The sequence below is a fragment of the Lysinibacillus sp. NPDC097162 genome (genome assembly GCF_044762185.1).
Classification (GTDB): domain Bacteria; phylum Bacillota; class Bacilli; order Bacillales_A; family Planococcaceae; genus Lysinibacillus.
The window spans coordinates 41,625-57,152 of the sequence record NZ_JBIWDT010000012.1 but is presented as its reverse complement, the minus strand read 5'-3'; the positions used below and the strand labels follow the sequence as shown (position 1 = coordinate 57,152).

Genomic DNA, 15,528 nt, shown 5'->3' with positions numbered 1-15,528 from the left:
GCTCAAATTGTTTTGCTGGCATCAATTTTGATGTCCAAAATTTTGTTTCGTTCACTAACGAAGTTAGCTAATAAAAACTATATTGATTACGTTTTACTTGTTCAGTTTTCAAGGTTCATTTCGTTACCAGTTATTTTCAGTAACTTTTATATAATAACATTTTCGATTTTCTTTGTCAACAACTTTTTGAAATATTTTATCCCCTTAAGAAGTGACAACTTTTAAATCTTACCACTATGTAATGTTGGTGTCAACACTTTTTTGTGATGTTATTAATAGTTTGTAATACTTAATGTTGCGTCGTCTTAGCGACAAGTAATAATTTAACACGATTCTATAATCTCTGCAAGTGTTTTTCTACAAAAATATCATTTTATAAAAAAAACGTCATTAGTAAGCTATTAATAGCTTATTCTAGCTACAATGTTTTTGCATTTATTGTTCCTCTAAAACATTAATTTTACTATACCTCTGTTTTTGTAATTTCACAATAAAATAAGGAGACCCTTTTTATAAAGGATCTCCTTATATAAGATATTATTTTGTAGTGTGGCGCATTGTTGGGAATAATAATACGTCACGAATTGATGGAGAGTTTGTAAGAAGCATGATTAAACGGTCGATACCTATACCTAAACCACCTGTTGGCGGCATACCGAATTCTAAAGCTTCAATAAAGTCATTATCCATTTCGTGTGCTTCGTCATTACCAGCTTCTTTTTCAGCTAATTGCGCCTCAAAGCGTTCGCGTTGATCGATTGGGTCATTTAGTTCTGTAAAGGCATTTGCATGCTCACGTCGCACGATAAACAACTCAAAACGATCTGTAAATCGCTCGTCCTCTGGATTTTTCTTCGCTAAAGGAGAAATTTCTACTGGGTGACCGAACACGAATGTTGGTTGCACAAGAGTTTCTTCTACTTTTTGCTCGAAGAATTCGTTAATAATATGGCCGACTTCATGCGCAGCCTTTACTTCTACTCCATGCTCTTGAGCAAGTGCCTGAGCTTGTTCTTTCGTCATCGGTTGCCAGAAATCTACACCTGTAGCTTCTTTAACAGCATCTACCATGTGAACACGTCTCCAACCAACTGCTAGGTTGATCTCATCTTCACCGTATTGAACTAACGTTGTACCAAGTACTTCTTGTGCTACATGTGCAATTAAGTTTTCTGTTAATGACATAATATCTTTGTAGTCCGCGTAAGCTTCGTACAGTTCAATCATTGTAAACTCTGGATTATGACGAGTTGAGATACCTTCGTTACGGAATACACGACCGATTTCATAGACTTTTTCTAGTCCACCAACAATTAAACGTTTTAAGTGCAACTCGATAGCGATACGCATATATAGTTCCATATCAAGTGCGTTGTGGTGAGTAATGAATGGACGAGCCGCTGCACCACCAGCAATAGTATGAAGCATTGGTGTTTCCACCTCTAAATAACCTGCGTTATCTAAATAGTTACGAATAGCACGGATAATTTTAGAACGTGTAATAAATGTATTTTTGCTATCTTCATTTGTCATTAAATCTAAATAACGTTGACGGTAACGTTGTTCTACATCTTGTAAGCCATGGAATTTTTCAGGCATAGGACGTAGCGCTTTTGTTAGGAATGTAAATCCTTCAGCTTTTACTGAAAGTTCTCCCACTTGCGTACGGAATACGTTACCACGTACACCAACGATATCGCCTAGGTCAGCTTGTTTAAATAAGTTATAAGCATCTTCACCAACATGGTCCTGGCGAACGTAGATTTGAATTTGGCCACCTAAATCTTGAATATGTGCAAATCCAGCTTTCCCTTTACCGCGCTTTGTCATAATACGACCTGCGATAATAACTTCTTGTAAGTTTTCTTCTAGCTGTTCTTTTGTTTGATCTGCGAATTGTTCACGCACTTCTGTAGATAAATGTGTACGTTCAAATCGACTACCAAATGGATCTTGTCCGTTCTCTTGAATAGCAGTCATCTTTTGACGTCTCACCAAAAGCTGATCATTTAACTCTTCTATGTTTGACACTTGTTTCACTCCTTATTAAATTGTCCGCGTTTACGTCCATAATATTTCTATTGTACACAATTTTAATGCTGTATTCATCTGTTTCGGTTTAATTTCCAAAAGAGTTAAAATTATTAATAATTCCAAAAATTAAAGTGAGCATAAAAAGTTTTATTCCTTATACACTAGTTTGTTCTATATCTTTCTTTCCATGAATCACATAAAAAAGAGGCATCTCAAAATAAAATTGAGACGCCTCTTTTCACTTTATACGATTAATTCTTTCTGCTCTGGCACAAAAATTCCAGACTCAAGCTCTTCATATTCTTGCACAATCCCATTTAGTATAGCACGTAGCTCTACTGCTGTTTCCGTTTGGTTAATGGCACTACGAGCTTTACCATTACCGCGAATACCTTTTAAATACCATGATGCGTGTTTACGCATTTCGCGCACAGCCACACTCTCGCCTTTTAGTTGCAATAGACGTTCAAAGTGCAGTAAACATACATCCATTTTTTCACGAACCCCAGGCTCGTCTTTTAACTCACCTGTTTCAAGATATTGAACGGTACGATAAATCATCCACGGATTACCTAATGCCGCACGTCCTATCATAACCGCATCCACACCCGTTGTATCAAGCATACGTTTTGCATCTTGCGGTGTTTCAACGTCACCATTGCCAAGCACAGGAATATTTACATTTTCCTTTACTTGACGAATAATATCCCAATTCGCTTTACCTTCATACATTTGCACACGGGTACGACCATGAACCGCTACCGCTGAAGCGCCAGCACGTTCTACAGCTTGTGCGTTTTCTATTGCAAAGACATGCTCATCATCCCAGCCGATACGCATTTTTACGCTGACTGGCTTTTTCACAGCATCTACAACTGCTGCTACCATTTCGTAAATTTTATTTGGATCTAAAAGTAAACGAGCGCCTGCTTCACACTTAATAATTTTATTAACCGGACAGCCCATATTAATATCAATAATATCAGCAGTTGTGTTTTCGTCTACATACTTCGCCGCTTCTACTAATGTCGTTTTATCTCCACCAAAAATTTGTAATGAAAGGGGGTTTTCTCGTTCATCGATATACAGCATACCTAACGTTTTTTCGTTTTTATTAACGATCCCTTTATCACTAATCATTTCGGCATATACAAGCCCTGCTCCGAATTCTTTTACTGTTAATCGGAAAGCAGAGTTACAAATCCCAGCCATTGGTGCTAAGACGACACGGTTGTCCATGACAATATCGCCAATTTGAAACGGCTTCTCAGTTGTCTGACTCAACGTCGATTTCCTCCTTCTACGGGCTTTTACCCTACATTCCTAAAGATCTATTGTTAATGCTTAGACAGTTATTGTTAAGTTAACCACAAATAATAAGGCATCACCCACTTATGCTCGCTACTTCATAGACGGCATAAATCTCGTATCCGATGATTCCTTCCACAGCATTATGCCTTCCTCTTGGCAATTTAACTGTTTCAGCGTTTCATGCGCTCGTTGTAATTGCTCTCCTACTGGTGTAGGCGTAATTTCTATTAGTGGCACTAATACGAAAGCTCGTTCATACATTCTTGGATGTGGCACAAGCAAACTCTCTGTTTCAATATTTTCGTGATTGTAGAGCAAAATGTCAAGGTCAATGATTCGAGGTCCCCATCGAAACTCTCTAACACGACCTAGCTCATTCTCTACTGACTGACAAACCTTTAGCATTTCCGAAGAAGAGTAGCTTGTTCTAATATAAACCGCAATATTTAAAAAATCTGCTTGGTCAGTGTAACCTACAGCCGCTGTTTCATATATAGAAGATATACGGACAACCTCTACCCCTTCTTCTCCTATCAAAAGTTCGATAGCATGCTGAAGGTTTTCATAGCGTTCACCAATATTTGTTCCAATTGATAGATATACATCATTCATTAGAAATCACCTCTAATAAGCTCAACTGAAACTTCTTTATAATAACCATGTATTGGAGGATCTGGTTTGATGAGCTCAACTCGAACACCTTTCACCTTGTCAGGATAAGCAGAAAGTATACTGTTTGCAATTTTCGATACAAGTGCTTCAATTAACTTAAATGGTTCACCTTCAACAATGTCACGACATAGCTCATACACTTCCGCATAATTTACAGTGTACTTTAAATCATCTGTTTCTCCCGCCTCGGTCATATCAACTGCAAGCGAAACATTGGCACGAAAGCGTTGACCAAGTGTTGTTTCTGCCGCTAAAACACCGTGGTAACCATAAAACTGCATGTCCTTTAAATGAATATAGTCCATTATGCTTCCTCCTCATATACACGTTTGCCGACTAACACATCTGTCATCTGCGAAGCACGTGCCATTTCCTTCACATCATGCACACGAATCATATGGCAGCCTTTTTCAATACCGTAAACAACGGTTGCAGTCGTACCTTCTATTCGTTCTTCTACAGGAAGCTGTAATACATTGCCGATCATCGATTTACGTGAAGTTGCTAATAACACCGGGTAACCCATGTCCACTAAATCAGCAAGGTGCTGCATCATTGCAATATTATGGGGTGTTGTTTTAGCAAACCCAATACCTGGATCTAAAATAATATGCGTGTCCGGCACACCCGCCTTTTTCGCAATTGCGATACTTTCTTCAAGATCAGCCTTTGCTGTTTTCCAAAAATCAGTTCCGTAGTCCATATTTTCACGATTATGCATTAAAATTATAGGTACATTTAGTTCTGCAGCAACCTGTGCTATTGCAGGTTCTGACTTTGCACCCCAAATATCGTTAATAATGTGCGCACCCGCTTCAATTGCGGCACGCGCTACGTTCGCTTTATAAGTATCAACTGAAATAATCGCTGGCACTTCTGCTATTAGTGCCTGAATTACTGGTACAATGCGAGCAATTTCATCTTCATCAGAAATGCGCTCATAGCCAGGGCGTGTCGATTCTCCGCCTACATCAATAATTTTCGCACCATCAGCGACCATTTTTTTAGCTTGTTCTACTGCCGCCTCGACGTTATTGTATTTTCCTCCATCTGAAAAAGAATCCGGAGTGACATTTAAAATACCCATTACGTATGTTTCGCTTGTATAGTCTAATGTAATCCCGTTAATCGTTAACGGTGTTATATATTTTTCTAGCATTTTGACGCTCCTTCTATTCTTGTTCCACTTCTTTGACAAACGCTTCATGTAAACGCAAATAAATAGGTCCTTTATTACCTAACAACTGTATATCTTCTATTCTGCAAATGGGAACAAGCTCTTGCACAGAGTTTGTAATAAAACATTCGCTACCTTGTTCCACATCATTTTTAGTAAAAAGACCTTCTTGTACTTCAATTCCAAGTGATTGTGCGCGCTCAATTACCCACGCTCGTATAATCCCTGGCAAAATACCAGCTTCTAATGAAGGCGTATATAGTATATCATCTTTCATCCAGAAAATATTTGATGTGACACCTTCAGCAACATAGCCTTCTTCTGTTAAAAAGAAACCTTCCTGTACGGCTAATGAAGGCATTTCAAATCTTCCTAAAACGTTATTGCCATAATGATGTGACTTTACACGATAGACTCCTTCAGGCGTATTGCGTCTTGTCTCTAGCCATTGTGCTGTTTTTTCTTGCCCACGAGGTGCATCAAGTAATTCCTTACGAAAGACAATAACATTTGGTTGCGTATACTCCCTCGGCTGTAACCCAATACCATGCTCACCAGCAGAGACATTTACACGAAAATAACCATCTGTTCCATCCGCCGAAGCATTTAGTTGTTCAAAAACAGCAAGCAAATTCTGCTTTGTATATGGCATGTGAATATGGAATTGCGATAGTGCCGCTTGTAATCTTTCCATATGCGCATCCCAAAATAGCACTTTTCCATTGTAAGTACGAAATGTCTCAAAAAAACCTAACCCATATAAAAAGCCGTGGTCAAATGGTGAGATTCGTAATTCATCCGCCGCTACGTAGTTTCCATTAATCCAGCACTGCATTTTACTTCGCTCCTTGTACGTACAATTCGATAAAATGACGCAGCAGCTTTTTCCCCTGTTCCGTCATAATAGATTCCGGATGATATTGCACACCTTCAATTGGATAGTCTTTATGGCGAATACCCATAATTTCTCCTTCTTCAGTCCATGCAGTTACGTCAAAGCATTCTGGTAATGACTCTTTCTCCACAATAAGGGAATGATAACGTGTTGCTTTAAACGGATTTGGCATACCTGCATGTAGACCTATTTCCGCATGTAAAACGGGAGACGTTTTACCATGCATTAAACGCTCAGCACGAATTACATTACCACCAAATACTTGAGCAATTGCTTGATGTCCGAGACAAACACCTAAAATAGGAATATTTCCCACGAAATATCGAATGATGTTTAAACTTTCACCAGCTTCGTTCGGACTACAAGGTCCTGGTGAAATAACAATCATATCTGGCGCAAGTTTTTCAATATCTTCAACTGTTAACGAATCATTTCTTTTCACTATTAACTCATGTCCAAATTCTCCAAAATACTGCACAAGATTATATGTAAAAGAATCATAGTTATCAATCATTAAAATCATTTTGCTCGCTCCTCTGCCATTGCCTTAGCCTGCCACATTGCTTTTGCTTTATTTAAAGACTCTTGGTATTCTCTTTCTGGAACAGAATCTATAACAATACCTGCACCAGCTTGTATATGAGCCATTCCGTCTTTTACAAATGCTGTTCGAATAACAATATTCAATTCCATATCCCCTGTATAGCCTAGCCAGCCAATGGAACCTGTGTATAATCCTCGACGTACTGGTTCCAGTTCTTCAATAATTTCCATCGTACGAATTTTAGGTGCCCCCGTAATCGTACCGCCTGGGAACATTGCTCGCACAACATCTGCATTTGTCTTTCCGTCAGCTATTTCACCACGTACATTTGACACAATATGCATGACATGTGAATAGCGTTCAATCACCATAAACTCGTCTACTTCAACAGTACCGTATGCTGAAACTCTCCCTAAATCATTACGCTCTAAATCTACAAGCATTACATGCTCAGCTCGTTCTTTCTCGTTATCAATTAATTCTTTCGCCAATGCAATGTCTTCCTCTTCTGACTTTCCTCTCGGACGCGTACCTGCTATTGGTCGTGTTGATAACTCATTACCTTGGCGCTTCACTAACAACTCAGGAGATCCCGACACAACAGCAAACTCAGGCGCTTCAATATATGCCATATATGGTGACGGATTAAACGCACGTAATGCCTCATAAACATCCATTGCAGTAGCATTTAACTTTTTAGATTGACGCACCGATAAATTCACCTGAAACACGTCACCCTGTGCTATATACGTTTGGATTTTTTCCACTGCATCTTCAAAATCTGTTCCTGCGAATGACACAAGTAATTCACTTTCATCATTCACCACTTCAACAGCACTTGTCTTTTCAAATTTCCGTAAATGTAAACCTTCCTGTGCCGCAACTTGCCAAGCTTGTGCGCGCTCCTCTAAATCTACATCACTGTCTGCTAACTTCATAAGCGTCACTTCATTTGTCGTGACATCATGTACCGCCCAACAGTCAAATAAATAAAAATAAATATCTGGCACCATTAAATCATCCGATGCCACTATAGGCAGCTCTTCAATTTTTCGAGCGTAATCGTAAGACACAAAGCCAATTGCACCACCCTGAAAAACTGGTAGCTCATGGTCATAAGTTAATTGATAGGTAGCTACTAATTGTTCTAGTAAATCAAGCGGCTCGCCTGTTAACATTTCACTGTTCCCATTTCTCCACTTCACTAGCAGACCACCTTCAATTGATTGGGCTGTTGCTAAAGGTTGCCAAGCAGCAATCGAATAATGCCCCCCACGTCCACTCTCTAAAAAAACATGGGCTTGTTCATGTTCTGTTTGCTTCTTATAGCTATAAAAAAACGCATCTGCGTCCATCTTCATCGTTTTGGTTGATAATGTATTCACGTCGCTATTCCCCTTTGAATCATATGATGTGATTCCATCTTAACTAGAAAAATGAAAAGATGCGAATTTTTTTTGCTAACAAAAAATAACTATAAACACCCCACTAATTACAACCGATTGCAAGCACAATGCAAATACCATTTAGTAACAACCGCACCGTTTCTTTCACAAAAACGCAAAAATAAAAAGACTCCTATAATAGGTGTCCCTTTAGAGTATAGACAAACTGTTAATTTCGGTTTCATGCACTCCCTTTCACAAGTTACGTCTCCAACTATTTTTGGTGGCGCCTGCCGCAAATATTGATTTTCCTGCTGGAGTGTCACACATCCCACAAAACGCAGCGTGCTAAAAATTTCGAGCTAAGTATAAACCCACTTCTTCTGTCTAAAGTAGTTTTCGCAAAAGGACAAACATTTAAGATAAGTCATTTATTTTCACGCGTCGTCACCGCCGTTCCAAAAAAAGTAGGCAAACTCTATAAATTGAGTTTGCCTACTTTTTACAAGACTCATAGGTGAGCCTTTTTATATTCAAATTAGTCTTCGAATTGATATAAAGGTGTAGATAGGTAACGCTCACCGTTTGAAGGTACAATTGCAAGAACATTTGAGCCTTTACCTAAACGTTTTGCAGTTTCGATAGCTGCATAAATCGCCGCTCCTGAAGAAATACCGCATAGAATACCTTCTTCACGCGCAACTTTACGAGCTACATCAAACGCAATTTCATTTTCCACAGGGAATACTGATGAATAAACATCTGTATCTAAAACTGCAGGCACAAATCCAGCACCAATACCTTGGATTTTATGTGGACCTGGTTGGCCTCCTGAAAGTACTGGAGAGTCTTTCGGCTCAACAGCAATAATTTCGATTTCTGGATATTTCTCTTTTAATACGCTACCAGCACCTGTAATCGTACCACCTGTACCAACGCCAGCAATAAACGCATCCAATTTTAAGCCATCAAATGCTTCTACGATTTCTGGACCTGTAGTTAAACGGTGTACAACCGCGTTAGCTGGGTTTGTGAATTGTTGTGGTAAAAAGTATCCGTGTTCTGCAGATAATTCTTCTGCCTTTGCAATAGCGCCTTTCATACCTGCTGGTCCAGGTGTTAACACTAAATCGGCACCGTATGCACGCAATAGGTTACGGCGCTCTAAACTCATTGTTTCTGGCATTACTAAGATTGCTTTATATCCTTTAGCTGCAGCGATCATTGCTAATCCAATCCCTGTATTACCTGAAGTAGGTTCAATAATAGTGCCACCTGGTTTTAACGTACCGTCTTGTTCAGCAGCTTCGATCATCGCTAACGCTAAACGGTCTTTTACAGAGCTTCCCGGGTTAAAATACTCTAATTTAACATAAACAGTACCTTCGTTCTCACCTGTTGCATGATTTAATTTCACGATTGGTGTTTTACCAACTAATTCAGCTACCGAGTTTGCTAATCTACTCATTTATTAATCCACTCCTAATCCCTACTATTTTTATAGGTTTTACTTATTTTGTATTTTATCAATTTTTTAGTTGAATTGTCAATCAATAAAACTTATATTTTCAGAATATTTATTAGAAGCCAGAAAGTACGATACTCCCTGGCTTCCTTTTATCATTTCTTTGCCTCACCATAGTACCAAGTTGCCTTAAACTCCGACCAAAATGCTTCTGGTGTTATAGATTGTTGCAATTGCTCCAACGCAAGCTCTCGTTCGATATGTTCTTTCACATCGTCATATGTAAAGGATTGACCTTCTATTACTTCTTGAACTTGCACAATTCCGTAATGTCCGTTATCTAGCTTAAATGCCTTACTAACCTCATTAGCTGATAAAGCTTTCGCTGCCTTCAAAATAGCTGGATCAATATTGCCCTGCTTTTCAGTTAGGAAACCGATATCTCCACCTAAGCTAGCTGATGCGCTATCAATTGAAATTTCGCGTGCAAGCACAGAAAAATCAGAGCCATTTTTCAGTTCACTTAACGCTTCGTCAGCTGCCTTCTTTGAATCCACCTCAATGAAATTCGTGCGATAGCTTGTTTCAGTATTGTATAACGCTTTGTTTTCTTCATAGTATTTTTTTATACTATCTTCTTTAATAACTACATCTTTAGTCAGTACTTTATCTAAAATAAGACCTGAGCGAATTTTCTGTTTTAGCTGCTCAGCTGATAAATTTTGCAATGCTGTATCGAATTTGTCTTGAGCTGAACGCATTAACGCAAGCTCTAAATCAATTTCTTTTTCAGACACTTTTATTTTATATTTATCTGCTGCCTTTTCCATCACTGATTCATTCACTAAATTTTGGAGTGTCTCTTTACCATAGCGTTCTTCCATAGCAATCATCCACTCTTGGCGTGTTATGACATCGCCATCAACGGCAGCGACTTGTTCGTCGCTACCGATTTCCTGACCGTTATTTGGAATTAACCAAGCAATGAACCATAAAAGATTTCCTAATAATAATATGGTAAAAATTATTAAAGCCGGTTTTGTTTTTAAACGGCGTTGCAATAAAGGCGTTTGGTTTGATGTTGAAGATGGTTGTGGTCTACGATTACGCGTTGAGCTCATCAATAAACCCTTCTAATTCTTCTTTTGAGAAATGGTATGTTTCTAAGCAGAAGTGACATTGTGCTTCTGCCTCACCATCTTCATCGATCATTTCTTGAATTTCCTGTGAACCTAAGCCTAAAATTGCTGCTCCAAATCGCTCTTTTGAACATTGACATTTAAATTCAACCGGCATTGAATCTAAAATTTGGACTTTTCCTTCTCCTAATACAGCCTCTAAAATTTGCTCTGGTGTAAAACCTTTTTCAATCATTTTTGATACAGGTTCAATTGTTGCTAAATGCTGTTCGATTGCATCAATCGTTTCTTCTTCACAGCCTGGCATAAGCTGAAGAATAAAGCCACCCGCTGCAAGAATTGAATTATCCGGATTTACCAATACGCCTAGTCCTACAGATGAAGGCACCTGCTCAGATGTAGCAAAATAGTAAGTAAAGTCTTCTGCAATTTCGCCAGATACAATAGGTGTTTGTCCAGAGAACATATCACGTAAGCCGAGATCTTTTACAATCGTTAACGCACCTTCTGACCCAACACCAGCTCGTACATCTAATTTGCCTTGTTCATTCAAGTCAAAATGCACGTGAGGGTTTGTCACGAAACCGCGCACTTCACCACGTGCGTTACTGTCAATCACCATAGGACCGATTGGACCATTGCCTTCGACCTTGATTGTGATTTTCTCTTCACCTTTTAACATAGCACCCATCATTACACCAGCCGTCATTGAACGACCAAGAGCTGCCGACACAACAGGCCAAGTATTATGACGACGTTGTGCTTCCCCTACTGTTGCAGTTGTACATGCTGCAAAAACACGCACCTGCCCATTGAATCCTAACCCGCGAACTAAATAATCTTTCATAAATGAAAAGTCCCTCTTTTCTTATTGGTTACGTTTATATAATTTATATAAACCTTTTAATGTTAAAAATGGATCAACTACATCTATAGCTTGCGTCTCTCCAGCAATTAAATTTGCTAATCCACCTGTTGCAATAACAAGTGGCTCTTCCTTACTTTGTGCTTTTATGCGATTAACAATGCCCTCAACTTGCCCAACAAAACCATAAAAAATGCCCGCCTGCATCGCAGAAACGGTAGTTTTTCCAACAATATGTGTAGGACGCAGTATTTCAATACGCGGTAACCTAGCTGCCTGCGTATAAAGTGCCTCAGTTGAAATGGAAATTCCTGGTGCAATAGCGCCGCCCATGTAATCGCCTTTTTCATTCAAATAACAATATGTTGTCGCTGTACCAAAATCCACAATAATTAACGGCGCTTTATAAGCATCTAGTGCTGCTATAGCGTTTACAATACGATCCGAACCAACCTCGCGAGGATTTTCATATTTAATATTTAATCCTGTTTTTACACCTGGTCCAACTATTAGTGGTTTTTTACGAAAATACTTTTGACACATCGATTCTAATGAAAACATAATTGGTGGTACAACCGAGGATATAATAATGCCAGTAATTTGTTCAAATGAAATGCCTGCATGATTAAAAAAAGCAAGTACTTGCATCGCATATTCGTCTTCTGTTTTACGAAGATCTGTTACCATTCGCCAATGGAAAGCTAGCTGGTCATTGGTATCATAGACTCCCAATACTATATTTGAATTTCCTGCATCCAAAACTAAAATCATGGACGATGCCTCCATATCAAATTCACCTTTATGCCATGTGCTAATTTGCATTTAACATTAGTGCAAATCCACTTCCATGACTAGTCGCTCCTACTTTATTTTAAGAAGGCGCTTCAATGAACGCCAAATAAAGTTTGAACACTTTAGAAAATGATACCACACTTTTAAGTCAATGAAACAGCATTCCTACTTACGATAAAAGGAGCTACTCTACATTTTAGAAGGTAGCTCCTTAATCATTATTTAAAATTAAATTTTTCAGGATCAGGACCACAACGTAGACCGTCGTTCATTGCATCTAACTGTGCCATTTCCTCATCTGTTAAAGCAAAATCAAAAACATGTAAGTTCTCTGTCATACGTGCTGGTGTCATTGTTTTTGGAATTGTTACAACATCATGCTGAACATCATATCGCAAAACAATTTGCGCTGGTGTTTTACTATATTTACTTGCTAACTGTTGAATCAACTCTTCCTCTAACAATGAACCATTCATTAAAGGTGACCACGCTTCTACTTGAATACCGTGTTCTTTACAGTAGTGACGCACTTCTTCTTGCGTTAAATGAGGGTGGAATTCAATCTGATTGATGACTGGAATAACCGTAGTTTCTTTTAATAAAAGTTCTAAATGATGCACATGGAAATTACTTACACCTATCGAACGAACACGGCCGTCCTGATAAATTTTTTCAAGTGCTTTATATGCCTCAATATAGTTCGTATCTAAGCCTGGCCAATGAATTAAATATAAATCTAAATAATCTAAGCCTAGTTTTTCTAAACTACTATCATATGCGGCAAGTGTCTCTTCATAAGAAAGTCCATCATTCCATACTTTAGAAGTTACAAAAAGTTCATCGCGCGAAACGAGTCCTTCATCAATTGCTGCGCGAATTCCTCGCCCAACACTTTCTTCATTACGGTACACTTGCGCAGTATCTATACTACGGTAACCTTTTGCGATAGCAGTTTTAACAGCCTCAGCCAAATCATCTCCATCTGGCACACGGAAGACACCATAGCCTACTAAAGGCATTTCTAGACCATTGTTCAATGTTACATTTCCCATGTTCAACACTCCAATCCATTATGCAGATGCATAATATACTATTTATATCCTAATGCTTCATACTAAAAAAAGGCAAAGAAAAAGACTGCTTATGAAAATTCATAAGCAGTCTTTTACGTGATTACTCACGTTTTTCGTCGATTCCTTTTGGAGAATCAGTTTGATCCAAACCTTCTTTTGGTAAATCCGCTGTTGTTGGAGTTGGCGCATCACTTAGCAATTCTTTTTCAAGAACAGGTTTTCCGACTTTTTCTAATGACGGTTGTGCTTCAGCTTTTGGCGCTTCGTCTTCAGCGTTTTCCACCGCTTCCGGTTCTGGCAGGACACCATGATCACGTAAATGCTCAATTTCTTGCGCATTTAATGTTTCTTTTTCCATTAATGTTGTCGCAATTAAATCAAGTAACTGACGGTTTTCTGTCAGAATACGTTTAGTACGTTCATATTGCGTATCGATAATTTTTTGCATTTCTTTATCGATTTCATAAGCAACTGAATCAGAGTAGTTTTGATCTGAATTGAAGTCACGACCAAGGAATACATTCCCTCCTTGACTTGACCCAAACTGCATTGCTCCAAGATTTTCACTCATACCATATTCAGTAACCATAGCGCGCGCAATACTTGTTACCTTTTGGAAGTCATTATGAGCTCCTGTAGATACTTCACCTAGCACAATTTCCTCCGCCACACGACCACCAAGTAGTCCTGCAATACGGTCTAAAAGCTCTTGTTTCGTAGTGAAGAAACGCTCTTCCTTCGGTAACATAATTGCATAACCACCCGCTTGACCGCGTGGTACAATCGTTACTTTATGAACTGTATCCGCTTCATCAAGTTCTAGACCAACTACAACGTGACCAGCTTCATGGAAGGATACAAGTTTTTTCTCTTTTGCTGAGTAAACGCGGCTAGCTTTTGCTGGACCTGCGATTACACGGTCAGATGCCTCATCGATATCTGCCATATTAATCGAACGTTTACTTTTACGAGCAGCTACAAGAGCGGCTTCGTTTAATAAGTTTTCTAAATCGGCACCAGAGAATCCCGGTGTACGTTGTGCTACAGCTGCTAAATCCACTGAATCAGAAAGTGGCTTATTGCGTGCATGCACTTTTAGAATTGCTTCACGACCTTTTACATCAGGATGTCCTACTGTAATTTGACGGTCAAAACGACCTGGACGTAATAACGCTTTATCTAAAATATCTGGACGGTTTGTTGCAGCGATAATAATAATACCTTCGTTCGCACCGAAGCCATCCATTTCAACTAGTAATTGGTTCAATGTTTGCTCACGTTCATCGTGTCCACCACCAAGACCGGCGCCACGTTGACGACCAACAGCATCAATTTCATCAATGAAAATGATACATGGAGCATTTTTCTTTGCATTTTCAAATAAATCACGCACACGCGAAGCACCTACGCCGACAAACATTTCTACGAAGTCAGAACCTGAAATCGAGAAGAATGGAACGCCAGCTTCACCAGCTACTGCACGAGCAAGTAATGTTTTACCTGTACCCGGAGGACCTACAAGTAAGATACCTTTTGGAATACGAGCACCAATTTCAGTGAATTTGCGGTGATCTTTTAAGAAATCTACAACCTCTACAAGCTCCGCTTTCTCTTCATCTGCACCCGCTACATCAGTAAAACGAACTTTTTTCTTTTGGTCATCATAAAGCTTAGCTTTACTTTTACCAAAGCTCATTACTTTATTGCCGCCACCTTGAGATTGACTCATTAGGAAGAAGAATAAGAAGATGATAATGATGAATGGAATAATACCTGTAAAGAACTGTACCCATCCACTCGTTTCTGGTGCTTTCAAGAAATCTATATTGCTATTCTTATCCTTAGCAGCTGCATCGATTCGATCCATCAATGATTGGTTATCACGGGGAAGGTTAACTGTAAAACTTTCGCCTTTTTCATAACCTTTCATGGAACCTTCAACAATATATACTGATTTATCAGGTTGAATTTTTGCTTCTGTAATTTCATTCTTATCAAGAGCTTCTAAAAACTCTGGGTAAGTAATTTCATTCGTCGGTGATTTACCACCGTTGAAAGTACCAAATATACCAATGATCACTAGGAAAATCAGTAAATAGAATATGGTATATCGAAATATTCGATTCATCTCCAGCCTCCTCATTACAAACAGAAAAATTATAAGTAAAATCTTAAC

14 protein-coding genes are annotated in these 15,528 nt (G+C 38.8%); all 14 read right to left on the bottom strand.

The features are described 5' to 3' along the window. Positions 1-537: 537 nt before the first annotated feature. Positions 538-2,040 (bottom strand): lysine--tRNA ligase, encoded by a 1,503-nt coding sequence (gene lysS / locus ACIQXW_RS24005; protein WP_340821416.1) that lies wholly within the window; start codon positions 2,038-2,040, stop codon positions 538-540. A gap of 237 nt (positions 2,041-2,277) precedes the next feature. Then, the gene (dusB, locus tag ACIQXW_RS24000; protein WP_401022437.1) at positions 2,278-3,318 is read right to left on the bottom strand and encodes a tRNA dihydrouridine synthase DusB; all 1,041 of its coding nucleotides are present in this window, start codon (positions 3,316-3,318) and stop codon (positions 2,278-2,280) included. Between the two features lie 117 nt (positions 3,319-3,435). Next, positions 3,436-3,957: a 2-amino-4-hydroxy-6-hydroxymethyldihydropteridine diphosphokinase gene (folK, locus tag ACIQXW_RS23995; protein WP_340821418.1), complete on the bottom strand. Its 522-nt coding sequence runs from the start codon at positions 3,955-3,957 to the stop codon at positions 3,436-3,438. Continuing rightward, a complete protein-coding gene (folB, locus tag ACIQXW_RS23990; RefSeq protein ID WP_340821420.1) occupies positions 3,957-4,322 on the bottom strand; it encodes a dihydroneopterin aldolase in 366 nt (121 codons plus the stop codon). Before folB ends, folK begins: the two co-directional genes overlap by 1 nt. Next, entirely contained in the window at positions 4,322-5,176 is an 855-nt protein-coding gene (gene folP, locus ACIQXW_RS23985; protein ID WP_340821422.1) for a dihydropteroate synthase, read from the bottom strand. The genes folB and folP overlap by 1 nt, the downstream gene beginning before the upstream one ends. A gap of 13 nt (positions 5,177-5,189) precedes the next feature. Then, a complete protein-coding gene (pabC, locus tag ACIQXW_RS23980) occupies positions 5,190-6,029 on the bottom strand; it encodes an aminodeoxychorismate lyase (RefSeq protein WP_340821423.1) in 840 nt (279 codons plus the stop codon). 1 nt (position 6,030) lies between these two features. Then, the gene (gene pabA, locus ACIQXW_RS23975; RefSeq protein ID WP_402766285.1) at positions 6,031-6,612 is read right to left on the bottom strand and encodes an aminodeoxychorismate/anthranilate synthase component II; all 582 of its coding nucleotides are present in this window, start codon (positions 6,610-6,612) and stop codon (positions 6,031-6,033) included. Then, positions 6,609-8,018, bottom strand: coding sequence for an anthranilate synthase component I family protein (locus tag ACIQXW_RS23970; protein ID WP_402766283.1), 1,410 nt, complete (start codon positions 8,016-8,018; stop codon positions 6,609-6,611). Before ACIQXW_RS23970 ends, pabA begins: the two co-directional genes overlap by 4 nt. A gap of 538 nt (positions 8,019-8,556) precedes the next feature. Then, complete coding sequence (gene cysK, locus ACIQXW_RS23965; protein WP_337980132.1) at positions 8,557-9,486, bottom strand: cysteine synthase A; 930 nt, start codon at positions 9,484-9,486, stop codon at positions 8,557-8,559. Positions 9,487-9,638: 152 nt separating this feature from the next. After that, complete coding sequence (locus tag ACIQXW_RS23960) at positions 9,639-10,604, bottom strand: peptidyl-prolyl cis-trans isomerase (protein ID WP_340821425.1); 966 nt, start codon at positions 10,602-10,604, stop codon at positions 9,639-9,641. Continuing rightward, the gene (hslO, locus tag ACIQXW_RS23955) at positions 10,588-11,469 is read right to left on the bottom strand and encodes an Hsp33 family molecular chaperone HslO (RefSeq protein WP_340821427.1); all 882 of its coding nucleotides are present in this window, start codon (positions 11,467-11,469) and stop codon (positions 10,588-10,590) included. Before hslO ends, ACIQXW_RS23960 begins: the two co-directional genes overlap by 17 nt. A 21-nt stretch (positions 11,470-11,490) precedes the next feature. Further along, positions 11,491-12,258: a type III pantothenate kinase gene (locus tag ACIQXW_RS23950; RefSeq protein WP_402766279.1), complete on the bottom strand. Its 768-nt coding sequence runs from the start codon at positions 12,256-12,258 to the stop codon at positions 11,491-11,493. A 239-nt stretch (positions 12,259-12,497) separates the two neighbouring features. Further along, positions 12,498-13,331, bottom strand: a complete 834-nt coding sequence (locus ACIQXW_RS23945; RefSeq protein WP_401022423.1) for an aldo/keto reductase — start codon at positions 13,329-13,331, stop codon at positions 12,498-12,500. Positions 13,332-13,452: 121 nt separating this feature from the next. Then, on the bottom strand, positions 13,453-15,480 hold the full coding sequence (gene ftsH, locus ACIQXW_RS23940; RefSeq protein ID WP_340821431.1) for an ATP-dependent zinc metalloprotease FtsH: 2,028 nt from the start codon (positions 15,478-15,480) through the stop codon (positions 13,453-13,455). Positions 15,481-15,528: the final 48 nt, after the last annotated feature.

Bases quoted from the DNA above. Each gene is read 5' to 3' on its own strand.
- folK (WP_340821418.1), bottom strand. From the start codon at position 3,957: ATGAATGATGTATATCTATCAATTGGAACAAATATTGGTGAACGCTAT.
- folB (WP_340821420.1), bottom strand. From the start codon at position 4,322: ATGGACTATATTCATTTAAAGGACATGCAGTTTTATGGTTACCACGGT.
- folP (WP_340821422.1), bottom strand. From the start codon at position 5,176: ATGCTAGAAAAATATATAACACCGTTAACGATTAACGGGATTACATTA.
- pabC (WP_340821423.1), bottom strand. From the start codon at position 6,029: ATGCAGTGCTGGATTAATGGAAACTACGTAGCGGCGGATGAATTACGA.
- pabA (WP_402766285.1), bottom strand. From the start codon at position 6,612: ATGATTTTAATGATTGATAACTATGATTCTTTTACATATAATCTTGTG.
- cysK (WP_337980132.1), bottom strand. From the start codon at position 9,486: ATGAGTAGATTAGCAAACTCGGTAGCTGAATTAGTTGGTAAAACACCA.
- ACIQXW_RS23960 (WP_340821425.1), bottom strand. From the start codon at position 10,604: ATGAGCTCAACGCGTAATCGTAGACCACAACCATCTTCAACATCAAAC.
- hslO (WP_340821427.1), bottom strand. From the start codon at position 11,469: ATGAAAGATTATTTAGTTCGCGGGTTAGGATTCAATGGGCAGGTGCGT.
- ACIQXW_RS23950 (WP_402766279.1), bottom strand. From the start codon at position 12,258: ATGATTTTAGTTTTGGATGCAGGAAATTCAAATATAGTATTGGGAGTC.
- ACIQXW_RS23945 (WP_401022423.1), bottom strand. From the start codon at position 13,331: ATGGGAAATGTAACATTGAACAATGGTCTAGAAATGCCTTTAGTAGGC.
- ftsH (WP_340821431.1), bottom strand. From the start codon at position 15,480: ATGAATCGAATATTTCGATATACCATATTCTATTTACTGATTTTCCTA.